The sequence below is a fragment of the Anaerolineales bacterium genome (assembly GCA_030583885.1).
Classification (GTDB): domain Bacteria; phylum Chloroflexota; class Anaerolineae; order Anaerolineales; family Villigracilaceae; genus Villigracilis.
In genome coordinates this window covers 1,511,124-1,529,134 of record CP129480.1, presented here as the reverse complement: position 1 = coordinate 1,529,134, position 18,011 = coordinate 1,511,124, and the positions used below count along the sequence as shown (strand labels likewise).

Annotated in this window: 16 protein-coding genes; 6 read left to right on the top strand and 10 right to left on the bottom strand. The window is 53.2% G+C overall.

What is annotated here, in order from left to right; genetic code table 11:
* Positions 1 to 52: 52 nt before the first annotated feature.
* A complete protein-coding gene (locus tag QY332_07660; GenBank protein WKZ37809.1) occupies positions 53 to 2,383 on the top strand; it encodes a transglutaminase-like domain-containing protein in 2,331 nt (776 codons plus the stop codon).
* A gap of 42 nt (positions 2,384 to 2,425) precedes the next feature.
* Positions 2,426 to 4,138, top strand: a complete 1,713-nt coding sequence (locus QY332_07655; protein WKZ37808.1) for an adenylate/guanylate cyclase domain-containing protein — start codon at positions 2,426 to 2,428, stop codon at positions 4,136 to 4,138.
* Here the strand turns inward: QY332_07655 and QY332_07650 are convergent.
* The 10 genes from QY332_07650 to QY332_07605 all read right to left on the bottom strand — a co-directional run bounded on the left by QY332_07650 (position 4,130) and on the right by QY332_07605 (position 15,008).
* Positions 4,130 to 5,221, bottom strand: a complete 1,092-nt coding sequence (locus tag QY332_07650; GenBank protein WKZ37807.1) for a M20/M25/M40 family metallo-hydrolase — start codon at positions 5,219 to 5,221, stop codon at positions 4,130 to 4,132. The two genes, QY332_07655 and QY332_07650, sit on opposite strands and share 9 nt — an antisense overlap.
* A gap of 32 nt (positions 5,222 to 5,253) precedes the next feature.
* A complete protein-coding gene (locus QY332_07645) occupies positions 5,254 to 6,264 on the bottom strand; it encodes a carbohydrate kinase family protein (protein WKZ37806.1) in 1,011 nt (336 codons plus the stop codon).
* Between the two features lie 80 nt (positions 6,265 to 6,344).
* Positions 6,345 to 6,890: a DNA-3-methyladenine glycosylase I gene (locus QY332_07640; GenBank protein WKZ37805.1), complete on the bottom strand. Its 546-nt coding sequence runs from the start codon at positions 6,888 to 6,890 to the stop codon at positions 6,345 to 6,347.
* Positions 6,887 to 7,240: a GNAT family N-acetyltransferase gene (locus tag QY332_07635; protein WKZ37804.1), complete on the bottom strand. Its 354-nt coding sequence runs from the start codon at positions 7,238 to 7,240 to the stop codon at positions 6,887 to 6,889. Before QY332_07635 ends, QY332_07640 begins: the two co-directional genes overlap by 4 nt.
* 135 nt (positions 7,241 to 7,375) lie before the next feature.
* Positions 7,376 to 7,915 carry a DinB family protein gene (locus QY332_07630; GenBank protein ID WKZ37803.1) on the bottom strand — a complete coding sequence of 180 codons (540 nt, stop codon included), beginning with the start codon at positions 7,913 to 7,915 and terminating at the stop codon, positions 7,376 to 7,378.
* The gene (locus QY332_07625; GenBank protein WKZ37802.1) at positions 7,912 to 9,183 is read right to left on the bottom strand and encodes a hypothetical protein; all 1,272 of its coding nucleotides are present in this window, start codon (positions 9,181 to 9,183) and stop codon (positions 7,912 to 7,914) included. Before QY332_07625 ends, QY332_07630 begins: the two co-directional genes overlap by 4 nt.
* Positions 9,183 to 10,289, bottom strand: a complete 1,107-nt coding sequence (locus QY332_07620; protein ID WKZ37801.1) for a Xaa-Pro peptidase family protein — start codon at positions 10,287 to 10,289, stop codon at positions 9,183 to 9,185. The genes QY332_07625 and QY332_07620 overlap by 1 nt, the downstream gene beginning before the upstream one ends.
* Before the next feature lie 9 nt (positions 10,290 to 10,298).
* A complete protein-coding gene (locus QY332_07615) occupies positions 10,299 to 11,120 on the bottom strand; it encodes an SDR family NAD(P)-dependent oxidoreductase (protein ID WKZ37800.1) in 822 nt (273 codons plus the stop codon).
* A gap of 86 nt (positions 11,121 to 11,206) precedes the next feature.
* Positions 11,207 to 13,681: an endopeptidase La gene (gene lon / locus QY332_07610; protein ID WKZ37799.1), complete on the bottom strand. Its 2,475-nt coding sequence runs from the start codon at positions 13,679 to 13,681 to the stop codon at positions 11,207 to 11,209.
* On the bottom strand, positions 13,659 to 15,008 hold the full coding sequence (locus QY332_07605; protein WKZ37798.1) for a folylpolyglutamate synthase/dihydrofolate synthase family protein: 1,350 nt from the start codon (positions 15,006 to 15,008) through the stop codon (positions 13,659 to 13,661). Before QY332_07605 ends, lon begins: the two co-directional genes overlap by 23 nt.
* A 48-nt stretch (positions 15,009 to 15,056) precedes the next feature.
* Between QY332_07605 and QY332_07600 the strand changes: the two genes are divergently transcribed.
* The 4 genes from QY332_07600 to murJ all read left to right on the top strand — a co-directional run bounded on the left by QY332_07600 (position 15,057) and on the right by murJ (position 17,955).
* The gene (locus tag QY332_07600; protein ID WKZ37797.1) at positions 15,057 to 15,338 is read left to right on the top strand and encodes a DUF503 domain-containing protein; all 282 of its coding nucleotides are present in this window, start codon (positions 15,057 to 15,059) and stop codon (positions 15,336 to 15,338) included.
* Between the two features lie 101 nt (positions 15,339 to 15,439).
* A complete protein-coding gene (locus QY332_07595; protein ID WKZ37796.1) occupies positions 15,440 to 16,231 on the top strand; it encodes an SDR family oxidoreductase in 792 nt (263 codons plus the stop codon).
* Positions 16,232 to 16,238: 7 nt separating this feature from the next.
* The gene (locus QY332_07590; protein ID WKZ37795.1) at positions 16,239 to 16,430 is read left to right on the top strand and encodes a hypothetical protein; all 192 of its coding nucleotides are present in this window, start codon (positions 16,239 to 16,241) and stop codon (positions 16,428 to 16,430) included.
* A 19-nt stretch (positions 16,431 to 16,449) separates the two neighbouring features.
* On the top strand, positions 16,450 to 17,955 hold the full coding sequence (murJ, locus tag QY332_07585) for a murein biosynthesis integral membrane protein MurJ (protein ID WKZ37794.1): 1,506 nt from the start codon (positions 16,450 to 16,452) through the stop codon (positions 17,953 to 17,955).
* Positions 17,956 to 18,011 lie beyond the last annotated feature (56 nt).

Sequence of the window (18,011 nt, the reverse complement as noted above, 5' to 3'; positions counted from 1 at the left end):
TTTGAATGCTTCACAATTGACGAACACACCGCCTTCATTGTACACTCAATGAATGGAAAAATCATCTCCACGCTGGTGGGACTTTCCCTCCGCTGTTTTTCTGTTCCTGGCCATCCTGTTTTCGGCATGGCGGTTACAATCCACGAGCTGGACAGATGGGCTCGAGCACATCCGCAATGTGGCTTTGCTGGGTCTGATCGTCGGACTGGCCCTGGGGCAAAGCCTTTTCCAAAAACGAGGCGTTGTCCTTCTATCCATTGGATACCTGCTTGTTATTTTTATCTGGCAATGGCTCGGCTTTATAAAATTTGCGGAGGAAGAAGCGTATCTGGGGGACAAACTGTTGATCCTGGCCGGCAGATTATTGCTGGGGTTAAGCGAATTCGCTTCGGGCAGGCCGGTCAAGGATCCATTATTTTTTGTGGCGTTGTTAAGCATCCCCTACTGCTTTGCCAGCCTGATCAGCGGGTATCAATTGACGCGCCATGCACATGGCCTTGCTGCCATCCTACCGAGCGGCATCCTGATGTTCCTTATTTACCTGAACCATTACACGCCCAGGGATTACACCTGGCTGTTTGGAGCTTACCTGTTCACGGCACTGCTCCTGTTGGGGCGTCAAAAATACCTGGTGGACCGAAAAAAATGGCGGGAAAATCGCGTACAGATTTCCGTGGAAAGCGGCATGGATTTCAACAACGCCATCATGGTCTGCACGGCGATTTTGCTCCTGCTGGTGTGGCTGGTTCCAGTCACCCTCCCCGTACACCTGCAGGCAAGGAAGATGTGGCAAAGAATATCCGCAAACTGGTCCTCGGGAAATGAACGCTTTGAAGACCTGTTCGCATCCGTAAAAAAGGATAACCTGCCGTCCCGCGATTACTATCGAAATGAACTGCCGCTTGGCACGCGCATCTCGCAGAGCGAATCTGTGACATTCCTTGTTTATGCGCCGGCCGCCGCACAGGAGTATCCACGATTGTATTGGCGCGGGCGGATCTATGACCGTTTTGAAGAAGGCCGCTGGCTGACTTCGGAGGTGTATGGCAAAAACCATGAGCCTCAAGACGGTGAGTTTGAGATCCCGGATACGGAAAACAGGAAAAACGTGAGTTTTACCTATAACGTATACATTAAAGGACAAGCCATCCTTTACACGGCGGCCCAACCCGTCTGGGTAAGCCATCGAGCCAACATTGTTCATACGAAAATCCCATCCGAGAAGGAAGAGGCTGAGATCATGGATATTGTGACGGTACAGGCGTCGCCGTATCTTGAAGCTGGGGAAACCTATCACTCGAAGGCCCTGCTTGCCAACCCGACCGTCTTTGAATTGCGCAAAGCAGGGGATGACTATCCTGCATGGGTAACGGATAAATATCTGCAATTGCCGGAGGATTTCTCCCCGCGCATCCAGGCGCTTGCATTGGAGCTTGCCGCCACCCATGACAATCCATATGATACAGCCGATGCAATTACAAATTATCTGCGCTCTGAAATCGAGTATAGCCCCGTCATCTCCTTCCCGGAAGACAGCATGGACAGGTTGGAGTATTTTTTATTCGAGGGCAAACAGGGTTTTTGCAACTACTACGCCAGTGCCGGGGTATTAATGCTTCGCGCGGTTGGTGTGCCGGCGCGGCTGGCAGTCGGCTTTGCACAAGGGGAGGCAAATTTGCAAAACACGTTTTACACAGTGCGCGAACGCGATGCGCACGCCTGGCCTGAAGTATATTTCCCGGGGTATGGGTGGATCGAATTTGAGCCGACTGGAAACCAGGAGCCTGTTCAACGTCCGCAGGAGCGCGAGGAACAACCTGCTTTTCCCCCGGATCAAATCAATACGCCACTGGAATTTGAAGCCCTTGAACAGGAAAAACCTCAAGTACCGGTCCAGTTGGAAAGTCCTAATAAAACCATATCAAACCGGCTAATTTTCCAGCTCAGCATCCTTGCCGGAGGATTTATCCTTGTCCTCCTCGCCATCCTCCTCAAGAAGCGTTACATTCCAAACGTTCAAACAGCGGTCATCCTGAAATCCATGGTGGAACGCAACGGCTGGGAAGCTCCCGCATGGCTGGACCGGTGGTATCTTTGGACAGCGCTTCTTCCCACTGAAAAATATTTCCACAGCATCAACGCCAGCCTGCGCTGGATGGGAAAACCACAGTCCATTCACGTGACCGCCGCGGAACGCGCCGTCATTTTGCAGAAGCTCATCCCTGCCGCCGCGCCGTCCATTCAAACCCTGTTGCGCGAACATCAATCCGCCTTGTTCAGCCCGCATGGAGGCGATGTGCCTCTTGCCCGCCGCGCGGCACGGAACATCCTGTATCAAGCCATATATGCCCGTTTAAAAATCTTCATCTTAGGATACAATTAGAAAAAACAGGAAATATTTCCAAGTCTTCCATTGGCATTCTTTATGACTTCCGACCACACCCGCCCCACAACCGTGCATGACCAACTCCTTGCCCTCAGTGACCGGGCAGGCCGCATCCGCACCGAATTGGAAGCCAGCAAGCTAAAACTCCCAAAGAATATTGCTGACGACCTGCGCGGTTTGCAGACCACCCTGGGACAAATCGGCGAAAAGATCGAAGCCTTTCAAAAAGAGCACAGCAACATGCTCGCCCTTGCAGATGTGGGGCGGGTGATCAATTCATCACTAGAACTCGATGAAGTTCTGCGCATCGTGATGGACAACATTGTGCGTCTCACAAAAGCGGAGCGCGGCTTCCTCATGCTGCGCGATGAAAACGGTGAAATGACCATCCGCATGGGGCGCAACTGGGAAATGGCATCCATCGAGTCAACGGAGAAGAACGTCAGCCGCACGGTTGTGCAGCGCGTGATCGAGACAGGCGAAGCCATCGTCACCACCAACGCACAGGAGGACCAGCGTTTTGTTGGCCAGGAAAGTATCGTCGCATTTAACCTGCGCTCCATTTTATGCGTGCCGCTCAAAGTAAAAAATGAAATCATCGGCGTGATCTATGCCGATAACCGCATCCGCACGGGCCTCTTCGCAGAAAGCGAAAGGGATTTGCTCGCCGCGTTCGCAAACCAGGCCGCGGTTGCCATCGAAAATGCGCGCCTGTTCTCCTCCCTGAAACACACCCTCGAAGAAGTGACCGCGCTCAAGAACCTGATGGGCAACGTCTTTGCATCCATTGCCAGCGGTGTGATTACTGCAGATGTTCAGAATCAGGTCACCCTCGCGAATCGCGCCGCGGAAAATATCCTCGGCGCCGCATCGGAGGACATTATCGGTCATCATCTTAACGAGGCGCTTGCCTCCGTTTCGAGCGAACTTGAACCGCATCTGATGGAGATCCGAAAAACCGACAAACCCATCGTTGACCTTGAAATCAGCCATAACCTGCCAAAACGCGGATGGGTGAACTGGCGTTTAAATCTCGCCCCACTCAAGGACGCCGGACAGAAAACCCAGGGTGTGGCAATTGTCCTCGACGACCTCACAGAACGAAAGAAGCTGGAGGCGCAGAGGCGTCTCTTCGAGCGCATGGTCTCCCCGGCTGTCATCGAACAACTGGACCCGAACAGTCTGCAGCTCGGCGGTAAACGTGTGGACATCACCGTGTTGTTCGCAGACATCCGCGGTTTCACCACCTACAGCGAAAGCCTGCCGCCGGAAAAATTGGTAAGCATCCTCAACCGGTACCTCGCCGCAATGGCGGAGGCGGTGCTCGCACAGGAAGGCACAATCGACAAATTCATGGGCGACGCCATCATGGCCTGGTTCAATGCGCCCGTCCTGCAAAATGACCACACCCTGCGTGCTGTGAAGACCGCGCTGGCCATCCGAGAATCAGTGGAAGGCCTGTACCGCGAACTGCCTGAAAACGCGCATCTCGCCTTCGGCGCCGGCATCCATTACGGTGACGCAGTGCTGGGGTTGATCGGCACCGAAAAACGGCTGGAATACACCGCCATCAGCGACAGCGTGAACATCGCCAAGCGCATTCAGGAAAATTCACTGAAGAACCAGATCCTGATCAGCCGCGAAGCGTACGACCGCGTGAAAAAACAAGTGGAAGCCAAACTCCATGCGAATATGACTTTAAAGGGGAAAACCCAGCCGATTGAAGTATTTGAGGTTCTGGGATTAAAGTAATCCCACGACAAAACCTGTAACCGCCTCCACACCCTTTGCAATCGGCTCTGTATTAATATATTCATCCACCGTATGTGCGCCGCCGCCGGTTGTAATTCCCATCACAACAGCAGGGATATTTTGACTCAGGGGAATATTTGCATCCGTTGAGCCTGCCGTCAGGATCGCATTCAACCCTTGTTCCGCCATGCAAGTGACTGCCAGCTCCACAAGCGCATGGTCGGCGGGGATCTCACCCGCCGGCCGTTCCCCAATTACATCCGCGGTGAACTTCACGTCTTCACGGCTGGCATGGGTCAGGACACCTTCCACCTGGTTTACCAGTTTCGCAAGCGTGTGCGGATCCTCCGAGCGCAAATCCAATTCGCATTTTGCTTCAGACGCCACCACATTGACCCCCGTACCTCCAACAATCGTACCAACGTTCATCGTCGTGCGCGGCTGGCGCGGCAACCGCATGGCGGTCAATTGCGTCACCAACGAAGCAAGTTCATGCACCGCCGAGGGCTGGCCGTAATCCGACCAGGAATGTCCGCCCGCTGTTTTTGAGGTAATGCGATAACGCTTTACGCCAATCGCGCGGTGATAGACATGTCCAAGCGCAAGCCCCTCCAGCACAAGATAGCCAAGCACGTCCGCGCCAAAATGCTCCACCACCCCGCGCATTCCGCACAGGTCGCCTAGGCCCTCTTCCCCGACATTTGCCACAAACCAGATATCATGCTTCAAGTCAAGTTCTCTTCCCCGCAATGACCAGAGGATCCCAAACAACGAGGCGACGCCAAGGGAATTATCGCCTATTCCCGGCGCAGCGATGCGCCCCGCTTCCTTCCTGATCGGCAAATTGATGCCCGCAGGGAACACGGTGTCCAAATGGGCGGATATCACCAACGCTTTTGCCTTCCTCTGTTTCCCGGGCAATCGTGCGAGGACATTCCCCAAAGGATCCATTGAAACATCTCCAAGTTTCTCCTTTAGGAAAAGGTTGCGCACGAACTCACCGCGCGGCCCCTCGTGGAACGTCGGTGCAGGGATTTGCTGGATTTGCATCGCAAGGTTGAGGAGTCGGTCGGTGAGGGTCATGGATAAATCCGTACTATGTGAAACATGAAACACTATACTTTCCGCGCCATTTCCTTTAAGGAATGCAGGCGCGCTTCGGCAAGTCCGGGCATGACATCCAACGGATAGAACGGACCACTCCCTTCTATTTTCAGGGAAGCGGAAACATTTCCATGCAATACCGCCATGAGCGGGTCAATCGTCCGCTGAAAGCCGGCCAGGAAGCCTCCGCAGAATGCGTCACCTGCCCCGGTCGGGTCTGCCATCCGCGAGGGATAGGCGGGAATTTCATAACGATGATCTCCCGCCGCATCATAGAGCAATTGACCAAGCGCGCCGCGTTTGACGACAATGACCTGCGGTCCATATCCGCTGACGTGGCGCGCCATCTCCCACAAGTCATTGGTCTCGCCCCAAAAGAGGGTGCGCATCTCCTCTTCAGATGGATGGAAGGCGGTAACGCCTTGCAGGACGACTCGCAGGTCGCGCCAGAGGGAGGGTTTCATGTAACTCGGGGCCGGGTCCAGGCAGACGGTCTGGTTGGAAGCGTTTTTGAAGAGACTGACCATTTGACTCTGGCTTGTAAAGTCAAAGGGACAAAGATGCACAAAACCGGCATCCCGAAAATCCTTTGGCACATCCAGCGCCGCAGGCGAGACCGGGTCTGTCTCCTGCGGATTCCTATACGAGTCATCCAGAGGTTGATAGCCAAGCAGTGATTTTGGGAAGGTCAACTGGCGGCGCGCAAAATGTGAAACTGCGCTGGAGGCGGTGCGTTCGTTTTTGTCGGTGTATGCAATAAAACTGCGGAGATCAAGTGGCTGTGCTTCACGGTGGATGCGGATGCCGCCAATGTCAAAGCCGCGCCCTTCAAGGTCATTGAGCCACTCACGCGGGTATTCTTCGTTAATTCGCGCAACCAGCCCAATGGATGAATCCCATACGGCAAGCCCGCCTGCGGCATACAACAGACTGCCACCGGGAGCATCAAGCCGCGGATTGCCTGATGGAGGCAGGAGGTATTCGCGCGTGAGTTTTCCGGCAATGGCGAAGGTCGGTTTCATTTCCCCAAGTATAAGAGGGGACCAGCACTTTGCCCACTCCGCTTTGCCTTGAAATTCTTCACAAAGGCATCCTCCCTGGTTTATTTTCGCATCCATGCAGGCTTTTGCGCCGCCACCTTATTGTAAATGGGACAATCTTTGGTATGCGCGCCGTGCAGATACCCCGTGGACATGAGGAATTCGTTCACGATCTCGCCGCCCGTGAAAACAAAGGTTTGCTTGAATAGCTTTGTCCACTCATCTTTTGTGGACGGGTGATTAACATCAAGCCAGCCTTTGAAAGAGCCGTAATCCTTCTTAAGTTCGAGGATTTTCTGCGCATTGATGATCGCCGCGTTGATCTTCAATCGGTTACGAATGATGCCCGCATCCGTCAGTAGACGGGCGCGGTCTTTCTCGGTGTATTTGGCGATTTTTTCGATCTTGAACCTGTCGTACGCCTTGCGAAAATTATCCGCTTTCTTCAGGATGGTGATCCATGAAAGCCCCGCCTGATTGATCTCCAACACAAGGCGCTCGAATAATTCATCGTCGCTCTTCAACGGGAATCCGTATTGTGTGTCGTGATAATTTTTATTGAAGATATCTTCGGGGTGGGAGTTGCAGTAATCGCAGTAGGTGGTCACAGATTTATCTCCATAACAGGTAAAATGCGCGGCAGACCGTCCACGCCGCCGTGATGTTCGCCTGCTTTCCGCGCGCCCATTTTCTCATAGAAACCCTTGGCATGCGGGTCGGCTTCGATCTTCAAGATGGACGCGTTGTGCTCTCCTGCCTTTTCAAGTGCATGGCGGAAGAGGGATGTTCCAATTCCCAGCCCCATGAATTTAGGCAGAACCCATAGGTTGTCGAGCCACAGGCCTTCGTTGTTTTCGGCGAACGAGTAATAAGCGGCCGCTTCATTTCCAATAAATACTGTCCATGTCTCGTGAGATGCAATGTAATCAGGTGTGATCGTGAGTACGGGAATCCACAATTCGATCCATCGTGAGTACGGGAATCCACAATTCGATCCACCGTTGCGGGTAGTTCCAATAACGCTTCGCCGCGATGGTAATTTCGGTCAAGCTACCGGCATGTTCAGGTTGAGCAGGTGAAATGACAAAATCCATTACTTAAATTCGGCGGACTGTTTTAAGACATCGTCGAAATGCAACTGGTCATGATAAATGCCGATGCGCAGGGTGATGATCAAATTAACCCAGCCGAATACAGGATCAAAAAGATACAGGTTGCCGAGCACATCTTCATCCTTGCCTTCGTAGAATTGACGAATACGGGCATGCAGATCGCGCAATTCTGTTTTGAGCTGCTCGAGCGTGACAGGTTTGCGGGTGTGAAAGCGCGGCGTCCACAGGAAGCCGACCCAGTGCGGAAATTTTGGGTCGCGGTACACATCTTCGATTTCGGTTGCATAGGGACGGCTGCGGCGCAGGCGTCCATACCATGCACCCAGCTTCCAAATCCACTTCACTACGGGATAGGAGGATGCCATCAACAGGTAATTGTGGTCAAGGATCTCGCCGATGCTCCAGTCCTTTGGCACAGGTCTCTGCCAGAGTTGTTCGTAGCCCAAGCCATCCAGCAGGGAGAGGATGGATTCGCGCTGGGAGTCCATTAGGTTGAGATACGTCGAAACTATCCCGCTCATTCGGAATTCCTGGAAAATGGATTGAGTGAAAGAGCACGAAACCACGACGGGGATGAGGCAATCAAAAGGTATGCCAGCCCGGCAAATACACCCCAGTTCATGGTTTCATCGAATATATACAAAGTTGTTTTGCTCTTCGCGCCAAACAACAAGAAGCTATAATCAAAGACCATGGTATACCAACATGTGGCAAGCATTAGGATAAGCAATGTTGAATAAAACAAGAGGTTTTTTCCCTTGGATGCAAAAAACCAATGAGAAATTTGCGGGATCGTGAACAGTAAAAACGCCAAACGATAATTCCAATTGTTGCCGAGTAAAAATGTGCCCACATATATGGCAGCGCCGAGCCGAAACGCAGCCAAATTCCTTTCGGATTCAACTGGAAACTCTCCCTTATGCCTTATCGCTGCAACAAAAACCCAGGTCAATACAATAAAAGCAGTTACATGCGGCGCGAACCTCATTATAGGTATAGCCTGAAAAACTGTAAAAAACACGGGCAAGAATGAACGCAGTCCATTGTTGAGAAGGTAAAAGATAATATTCACCCCGTACGAATGATTAATTCCACGTTCTGTCAATAGCCAGGCAGCTTTCAGGCTTTCGATGTTGAAAAACAGGTATGTAAGAAAGACTGCTGTCACCGCGATGAAAAAGGCGTAAAATCTTTTTTTATTCTCGTGAAGAAACACAGCCAATCCAAAAAACGGAAATAATTTGAAGAATGAGGCAACTAGCAGAACGACGGCAGAAATTACAGGCAGGCGTTTCACGCTCAGAACAGTCAATCCGGCCAAAGTAAAGAAAGCAAGGTCCACATTGCCTCTTTCATACAAGAGCACACAGGCGGGTGAGAAAATAAAAAGCAGAAAAAGTGGCACATCCCGCACTCGAATCTTTTCAGGAAAAATAAAGAGTATTAGAAAAAACAGGATGATCAAAATGATGCTGATCCATATTGTATCGTCCTGTGTAATATTCAAATTGAACAACCAGTACCAAATTCTAGGGTAATTAAAAAGACGTAATGAGGGATCATAAGGATTTGAAACAGCAGGATCCATCCCTGCTTGAAATGTCTCGGCAGCACCAGGGATAAGACGAAAGTCAAGGAACAACCTTTTGTTTGCCGGAATATGCCACAGATTCCAGGTTTCAAGATGCCCAAGGTAGCGAATAGATAGGATGATCATTCCCCAAACTAATAACACCACCCCGATCAATATTGTCTTCCCATGCCTTTCATCAAAATCGCGAAGCCGCATCACCCCACCACCCGTATCTCTCTCGGCATGTCGGATAAACTCTCCGCACCATCCTTGGTAATCACCATGTTATCTTCAATGCGCACGCCATTGCGGCCCGTCAGGTAAATGCCGGGTTCCACGGTGAAGGCCATGCCAGGCTCGAGGATTTGCATGTTATCGCCGCGTATATAAGGAGTCTCGTGTCCCTCCATGCCAATGCCGTGGCCAGTGCGATGGGGGAAATATTTTCCATAGCCTGCTTTCTCGATCACTTTGCGTGCAGCTTGATCCACATCTGCGCAGGGAACTCCGGGCCTGGCGGCAGCCTGACCGGCAGCATTGGATTCCTGTACGATGGCATGGATCTTTTTATATTCTTCATCCACCTCGCCCACTGCAAAGGTGCGCGTCAGGTCGGAGATGTAACCTTCGTAAGTGGCACCCCAATCCACGACTAGAAGATCGCCTGCCTGTAATTTTCGGTCGGTGGGAGAGGCATGTGGATTTGCCGAATTTGGTCCCGCGGAGACTATTGGCGCAAAGGGCATCTCCGACTCAGAGCCGTGCTTCAACAATTGCATCACCAACTCGGAAGCCAATTCATGTTCGGTCATCCCGATTTTGATCTGCGGGATGACCGCCTCCAGCGCCGCCTGCGCGATCTTCACCGCCCTGCGCATCGCAGCCACTTCGGCTTTGTCTTTTTTGAGACGCAGTTCCGAAAGCACATCGGTTGCATCGGGATATTCCGCTTCGGGAGCGCCCGCTTTTACGTGACGGAATTCCAGCAGGCGCAGTTGACGCGGCTCGACTCCAATGCGCCTCCCATCCAGACGGAGGGTCTGCGCCGCCTTCCGAAAAGCATCATTCCACTCCGACGGATTTTCGCCATAGGGAAAGGCTTTCACCTTATATGGAAATAAATCCACCTTGGGTAATTCAAGTTCAGGCAAAACAAGCACCGGATCTTTATCAGCCGCGACGAATAAAACGACGGGGCGTTCCATGAGATGGAAGTTCAGCCCGCTGAGATATTTCAGCGTGGGACCCGGATTCAGAATAACAGCATCCAGATCCGAGGTCCGCAGGGAGGCGGCAAGCTTGGCAAGACGGGATTTAATCACGCGAGTCTCCTAATCCGATTTGTGTTTGATTCTTGAAAATATATAAGATATCCAGTCAACAGCAACGGGAAAAAGCATATCGAACGTGGTGATGATGCGGAACCACCACGGAATGACCAGGCTGCGGCGCGGACGTTTGGCAACATCCACCACACGGCGGGCGACATACTCGGATGTCATTCGTATATTAATCTTTTTTCGAAAGGAGCCATAGGCTTTGTTTTTTCCAATGTGCCAGCCAAACTCGGTGGAGGCAGGGCCGGGATACATGCCGCTGACTTTGATGCCAAACGGCGCAACTTCGCGGCGCAGCGCATCGGTGAAGGCGCGCACGCCATACTTACTCGCAGAATAACTCGCAATCAACGGCGGTGAGATAAGGCCTGCGACCGAGATCATGTTGATGATATGTCCCCCGCGGCGTTTCAGCATGTGCGGAAGCACCGAGCGTGTGACCTGCATCAGGCTGATGAGATTAACCCTGATAAGCATTTCAATATCGCGTTCAGCGGAATGTTCCTCAAACCATGCCACCCGGCCGATGCCGGCATTATTGAAGAGAATGTCGATCTGCCCGTATAGATCGAGCGCTGATTTCAGCATAATATCCACATCGGCGGGATTTACAATGTCCACCGGAATGGCGATGGCTTCGCCACCCGCATCCTGTATTTTTGCGGCAAGATATTGCAGGCGGTCTATACGGCGCGCGGCCAGCACCACCTTGCACCCCTCCTTTGCAAAGAGTAGCGCGGCATCCTCGCCAAAACCGGAGGATGCGCCGGTGATGATGACAACCCTGTTTTCGAGGGAAACGGGAAAGAGGTTCATCGCAGGACAATTGTAAAACCAAAAACGCAAAACACAACAATGACTATTGTGTTTTGCGTTTTTTCATCTCATGGAATGACCGAGGACTACTCCTCCTCCTGCGTCTCTTCCTTGTTCTGCTTCTTCGGTTTCGGCGGCTTGACCACCGCCTGCTTGCCAACCGCGATCTCCAGCACTTCGTCCATGTGTTTGACGGGGATGATCTTCAACTCGGATTTGGCTGTTTTCGGCAGGTCCACCAAATCTTTGAGATTCTTCTCGGGCAGGATGACCGTTTTCAGTCCGGCGCGATGCGCGGCCAGGACTTTTTCACGAACACCGCCGATGGGTAGCACCCGTCCGCGCAGGGTGATCTCGCCTGTCATCCCAACGTGGCGAAACGTAGGGCGTCCTGTCAGAGCGGAAATGATCGCTGTCGCCATCGTGATTCCGGCTGAGGGCCCATCCTTCGGGATGCCGCCTTCGGGCATATGGATATGAATATCCATGCGTTCGAAGACTTCCATATCAATCTTCAATTTCTCGGCACGGGATTTGATGTAGGTCAACGCGGCGTGAGCGGACTCCTGCATCACCTCGCCCATTTGGCCGGTCATCTGCGTGCCGCCCTTGCCTTCGAGGACGGCAACTTCCACCGCCATGATCTCGCCTCCGTTTTCCGTCCATGCGAGGCTGGTGGCGACACCGACTTCATCCGTCCGTTCGGCTTCGGGCGGAAAGACCTGTGCAGGACCAAGCAATTTCTCGGTCATTTCGGGCGCGATCGAAGTCGGATACTTCTTCCCTTCCGCTTTGAGACGCGCCACCTTGCGGCAGACGCGTCCGATCTCACGCTCCAAATTACGCACGCCCGCCTCATACGTATACTCGCGGATGATTCTCTGCAACGCGGGGATTTCAAACTCGATTCCCAGTTCTTCGATGCCATTTTCTTCGATCTGGCGCGGAATGAGATAGCGGTTGGTGATCTCGATCTTTTCCTCTTCGATGTAGCCGGGGAACTCGATCACTTCCATACGGTCAAGCAATGGCGCAGGGATGGAGGCCAGCGAATTGGCTGTCGTCACAAACATGACCTTGGAAAGGTCAAACGGCATTTCAAGGTAGTGGTCGCTAAAGGCGTAGTTCTGTTCCGGGTCCAGCACCTCAAGCATCGCCGAGGCGGGATCGCCGCGAAAGTCTGAATACAGCTTGTCAATTTCATCCAGCATGAAGAGCGGATTGGACGTCCCAGCCCGTTTCATCGTCTGGATGATTCGCCCGGGCAATGCGCCGATGTACGTACGACGATGTCCACGGATCTCGGCTTCATCTCGCACGCCGCCGAGCGAGATGCGCACGAACTTGCGCCCGAGCGCATCAGCTATCGAGCGCCCCAGCGAGGTTTTCCCCACACCGGGCGGACCGACGAAACATAAAATCGGCTGACGTTCCTTTTTGGGTTTCAAGGAACGCACGGCGATATATTCCAAAATCCTTTCCTTGGCTTTTTTCAAACCGTAATGATCACGCTCAAGAGTTTTTGCGGCATTCCGTACATCGAGGTTATCGGGCGTGGAATTGTTCCACGGCAGGTCAACGATCCAATCAATGTAGGTGCGGATGATGCCCACTTCAGGCGCCATCGGCGGCATTTGATTGAGACGCTCCAATTCCTTCATCGCAACATTCTTCGCCTCTTCCGGAAGACCCGCCGCCTCCACTTTTTTCTTCAATTCCGAGGCATCGCGTGTAAAGATATCGCCCTCGCCCAGTTCATTTTGGATCTGTTTCATCTGCTCGCGCAAATAAAACTCGCGCTGGCTCTTATCGACCTCATTCTGCACACGCGCGTGAATTTCATCCTCGAGTTCAAGCACATCCACTTCCTGAGCCAGTAAATTATTCAACTGACCCAGACGCGCCTTGGGGTCAAGGATCAAGAGCAGGCGCAGCTTGGCCTCATAGGTCAATGAAAGCGACGTGGAGATCATGTCCGACAGCCAGCCCGGTTCGGAAATGTTCAACGCAAACAAATGCGCCTCCTCGGGAATCGAGCGGTCCAATTGCACGCAGCGCTCGAACAGACTCAGCACAGAACGCATCATGGCCTGTGTCTGCCGGTCAGCCGTTTGCGGTTCATGGATCACCCGCGCGCGCACTTTGATGTACGGCTTCAACCGCATGAATTCAACGATCTCAACCCGCCGGCGTCCCTGCACCAGCGCCGAGCGTGACCCGTCCGGCATGCTCAACAAACGCCCCACCGCCATCTCGACACCGATCGGAAGGAAATCCTCCGCATTCGGGTCATCCACTTCGGGGTCCCTTTGCGTCAAGCCGATCACCGTTTGTTCTTTTCGCTGTGCTTCATGCACTGCCAGCAGGGAGGCCTCCCGCCCGACAAAGATCGGTGAGACCATGCGCGGAAAAATGACCATGTCACGCAGGGGCAGAACTGCCGCCTCGATCAAGCCGTCCGCTTTTGGCTCCAGGCTCGGGATGCGATACAGTTCCTCGGTCCGCTGTGAGAGCGTCAGGTCAAAATTATCTTCCTGTTCATTCCAATTCGGTTGACTCATTCAATAACTTCCATTCCTGCATGACTTCCGCGGTCACGAACATCGAGCCGGCGGATAACACAATGCTACCATCTTTCGAGGACAAATCCAACGCCCGCCGCAGCGCATCCTTGACGGGAACCAGCGCTTCTGACTCCACCCCAGCCTGCTCCGCGAGACCCTGAATATGTTCCACGCTCAAAGCCCGCGGATGGTCGGCGCGCGTGACGATGAGTTTCTTTATCTTTGCTTTCATCGCCGCAAACATGCCGGGAATATTCTTATCCTCTGATGCGCCGAAAATGAGATAGACGGACTTGTCTGGGAAGTACGTATCGAGCGTATCAGACAGCTTCTCGAACGAATCCTGATTATGGGCAGAGTCAAATACCAGCGGAGGGTCGAGGCGGGCCACTTCAAAGCGCGCGCGCCATTGTACCTGAGAAAATCCCTTTTGGATCTGTTCATCCGTAATTGGAATCCTGCTTGCCTTCAACGCCGCATACGCCGCTGCCGCGTTTTCGATCTGGTATGAGCCAAGTAATGGAATTCGTATTTTGACCGAAGACCGTGGACCGCGGACCGTGGACCGCCCGCTTTCCACGGTCAATGTTTGCCCATCCAAAGATGATTCCATGAACTCAAACTTTACATCTTTTCCAACCAGCGTAAACTCGCATTTTTTTAATTTGGCTGCACGAATCACAACCTCGAGCGCTTCATCCTTTTGCGGAGCAGAGACCACGGGCACGCCTTGCTTGATGATGCCCGCCTTCTCTCCTGCGATCAATGCAAGTGTATTTCCAAGTACTGCGGTGTGGTCGTACGAAAGCGACGTGATGACCGAAACCTTTGGCGTGACGACGTTGGTTGCATCCAGCCTGCCGCCCAAGCCGACTTCAAAGACCGCGGCATTCGCGCCATATTTGGCAAACGCCATGAACGCCAGCGCAGTTGTGATTTCAAAGGTGGTCAGCTTCTCAATCTTCGCCACATGCGGTTTGATCTCGTCGACCAATTCCACCAGCTGCTCATGCAAGATCGGTTCGCCGTTGATCTGAATCCGTTCCGTATAATCCAACAGGTGCGGAGAGGTATAAAGACCGACCGTATACCCCGCTGCCTGCAATCCCGCCGCACATAACGCCGAGACGGACCCCTTGCCCTTCGTCCCCGCCACGTGGATGATGGGGTATTTCGTCTGCGGCTCGCCCAGCGACTCCATCAACGCGAACATGCGGTCGAGGTTGAAGTCCGCCTTGGCCAGTTCGGACGAATGTTTCAGGCTATAATCCACGAAGGAATACAGGTAGTCAAGGGCTTGGTTGTATCGGGTTTCTATGTCCATGCTTGGGATTGTAAATCGAAAATCGTAAACCGCAAGTCGAAAATTGATATGCTTGTCACCCTCACCATTCACCTCCACCTCCCGCTCTGCAACTCGCTCAAAGACAAACGCGGACAGATCAAACCGCTTATCTCGCGTTTGCGGCGTGAGTTCAACGTCTCTGTGGCGGAGATGGACTTGCACGACAAATGGGACGAAGCCGTCATTGTCTGCGCGATGGTGGGAAATGACCACGCCTTTTTACAATCTGCGCTGCAAACTGTGGCAAAATGGGTGAAAGCGAACTGGACGGATGGGGATGTCTGGGATACAAAGATTGAACTCATCTGATGTCGCTGCGAGCGTTTTTTGCGAAGCAGTCTCCACTATGTATGAGATTGCTTCGACGGAAAATCATCGTCTCGCAATGACATGAAATCAAGGAGAAAACCATGGACTTACACCTAAAAAACAAACGCGCCCTCGTCACTGGTTCGTCACAGGGACTGGGCTACGCCGCCGCTCTGGCATTGGCAAAGGAAGGCTGCAAGGTTGCCATCAACGGGCGGGAGGATGGAAAAATTAAAACAAAGGCGGAGAAACTGCAAAAGGAAACGGGGTCACAGGCAATCGGGCTTGCTGGCGATGTCAGTTTGCCTGATGGACCCGAGAAACTGGTTCATCAGGCAGCGGAATCCCTCGGCGGACTGGATATTCTGATCACCAACACCGGAGGACCGAAGCCCGGCGCACTGGAGTCACTCAGCGAGGAAGACTGGCAAAAAGGCATCGACCTGTGCCTGATGGCTCACGTGCGTTTGATACAATCGGCGCTTCCCCATTTGCGGAAGTCGAACGCCGCCAGCATTCTCACGGTCACCTCGCTTTCGGTGAAACAACCAATTCCAAACCTGATCCTATCGAACAGCATCCGCCTGGCAACCATTGGCTTGACGAAATCCCTCGCGCTGGACTTGGGGAAGGAAGGTATCCGCGTCAACTCCATCATTCCAGGCTGGACGGAGACCGAACGAGTCACAGAGTTGTTGGAGGTTCGGGCAAAAGCGAACAACTCCACGGTCGAGGAGGAGGCGAAGCGGCAGGCAGCAGAGAGTCCGTTCGGGAGGATGGCAACACCCGCAGAGTTCGCCAATGCCGCTGTATTCCTCGTCAGCCCTGCCGCATCCTACATCACCGGCGTCATGTTGAGCGTGGACGGCGGCATGGTCAAGGGAACGTTTTAGGAGAAGTATGACCACACAAAAAGAAAAGGCATGTTTGAGCTGCAACCGCACGGACGACCAGACCCCATTGCTGCACATGATATTCAAAAATGAAACGAAGTATATTTGTGCGCAATGCCTGCCGGTGTTGATACATAAGACCTATATGCTGGCGGATAAACTGCCGGGCATCGAGATCATTTCAGATAAAGCGGATTGACTTTTATCAAGGAATTTGAATGAATAAACTTTCGCGCCTTGCCCGCAACTCCCTGATCGTGGCGTTCTTCTTTTTCATCAACAAGGTGCTGGCGTTCGTGGAGACGATGATCGTTTCACGAATTTACAGGGACCGGGTGCATCTGCTGGATACATTCAACGCGGCGAACAACCTGCCCGACCTGTTGTTCGCTTTGATCTCCGGCGGCGCGCTGGCGATGGCGTTCATCCCGCTGTTGACGGAATATCTGACCACCAAAGACCGCGCCGCGGCATGGGATTTGTTCTCGCGCGTGGCAAACTTTGGGTTTGTGGTGACGGGCATCTTTGCGCTGCTGGTCGCCATCTTCGCGCAGCAGATCGTGGACGCAGAGATCGGCATTGCGCCGGGCTTCGACGCGGACCAGCGCGTTTTGCTGGCGGAGTTAATGCGGCTGAACCTGATCGCCACGATGATTTTTTCCATCAGCGGGCTGGTGATGGCTTCGCTTCAGGCAAACCAGCATTTCGTCATGCCTGCCATCGCGCCAAGCCTGTACAATGTCGGTCATATTTTTGGCGCGCTGGTTTTGGTGCCGAGGTATGGGATTTATGGATTGGTGTATGGCGTTATCATCGGCGCAGCGCTACATCTGCTTGTGCAGGCTCCGATGCTGTTCAAGTTCGGTTTCCGTTGGACGCCCTCGCTGGACCTCCGCCACACGGGTTTGATCGAGGCGGTCAAGTTGATGGCTCCGCGCCTGTTCACGATGGCAGGCATTCAACTCATCTTCATCGCGCGCGACAATCTCGCCTCGCGCCTGGACCAGGTCGGCGCAGTCACGTCCCTGACCTACGGCTGGATGATCATGCAGGTTCCCGAAACCATTCTGGGAACCGCCATCGCCACCGCGCTGTTGCCGACTCTCTCGGAACTCGCCGCAAAGCATGACTGGAAGGAATTCGGCGCTACTGTGGAGCGGGCTCTACGAGTGTTAATTTCCCTGACGCTCCCTATTGCAGCAGTCATGGCAGCGGGGATCAATCCGCTCGTGCGCGCCGTTTTTGGCTTCGACGAAGCCACCTCAACCCTCATTACGTGGACCACGCGCGCCTACCTGGCAACCCTGACAGGCTATGTGATTCATGAGGTCGCAGTCCGCGCGTTTTACGCCCGCAAGGAACCGATGATCCCGCTCTATGCAGTTCTTATTCGTCTCGCCCTGTTTCTGGGGATTGGCATCGCGGGCGTCATCTTCTTTGAGGAGATCGGCGCACCGATCATCGCCTTCGCGGAGATCGCCCTGCTGATCGAAGCGGTCATCCTGCTCGTCTGGCTCTCCCGCCGCACACATGAGCCGCTCAAGACGAACAGCGCCATCATCAAGGGTCTGTTTGCGGCGGTCGTCGGTGGCGTGGTCACCTATGCGATCGCGCTGTACCTGCCCGGTGGTGCCATTGTCACTGCTTTGATCGGCATGGTCATCGGCGGTTTGATCTCGCTGGTGATTGTCTGGCCGGAGGCAAAGCAACTTTTCAATATGTAATAACCTTTATCGGAATTAACTTTTTATCCACGAAGTTCACGAAGAATCACGAATTT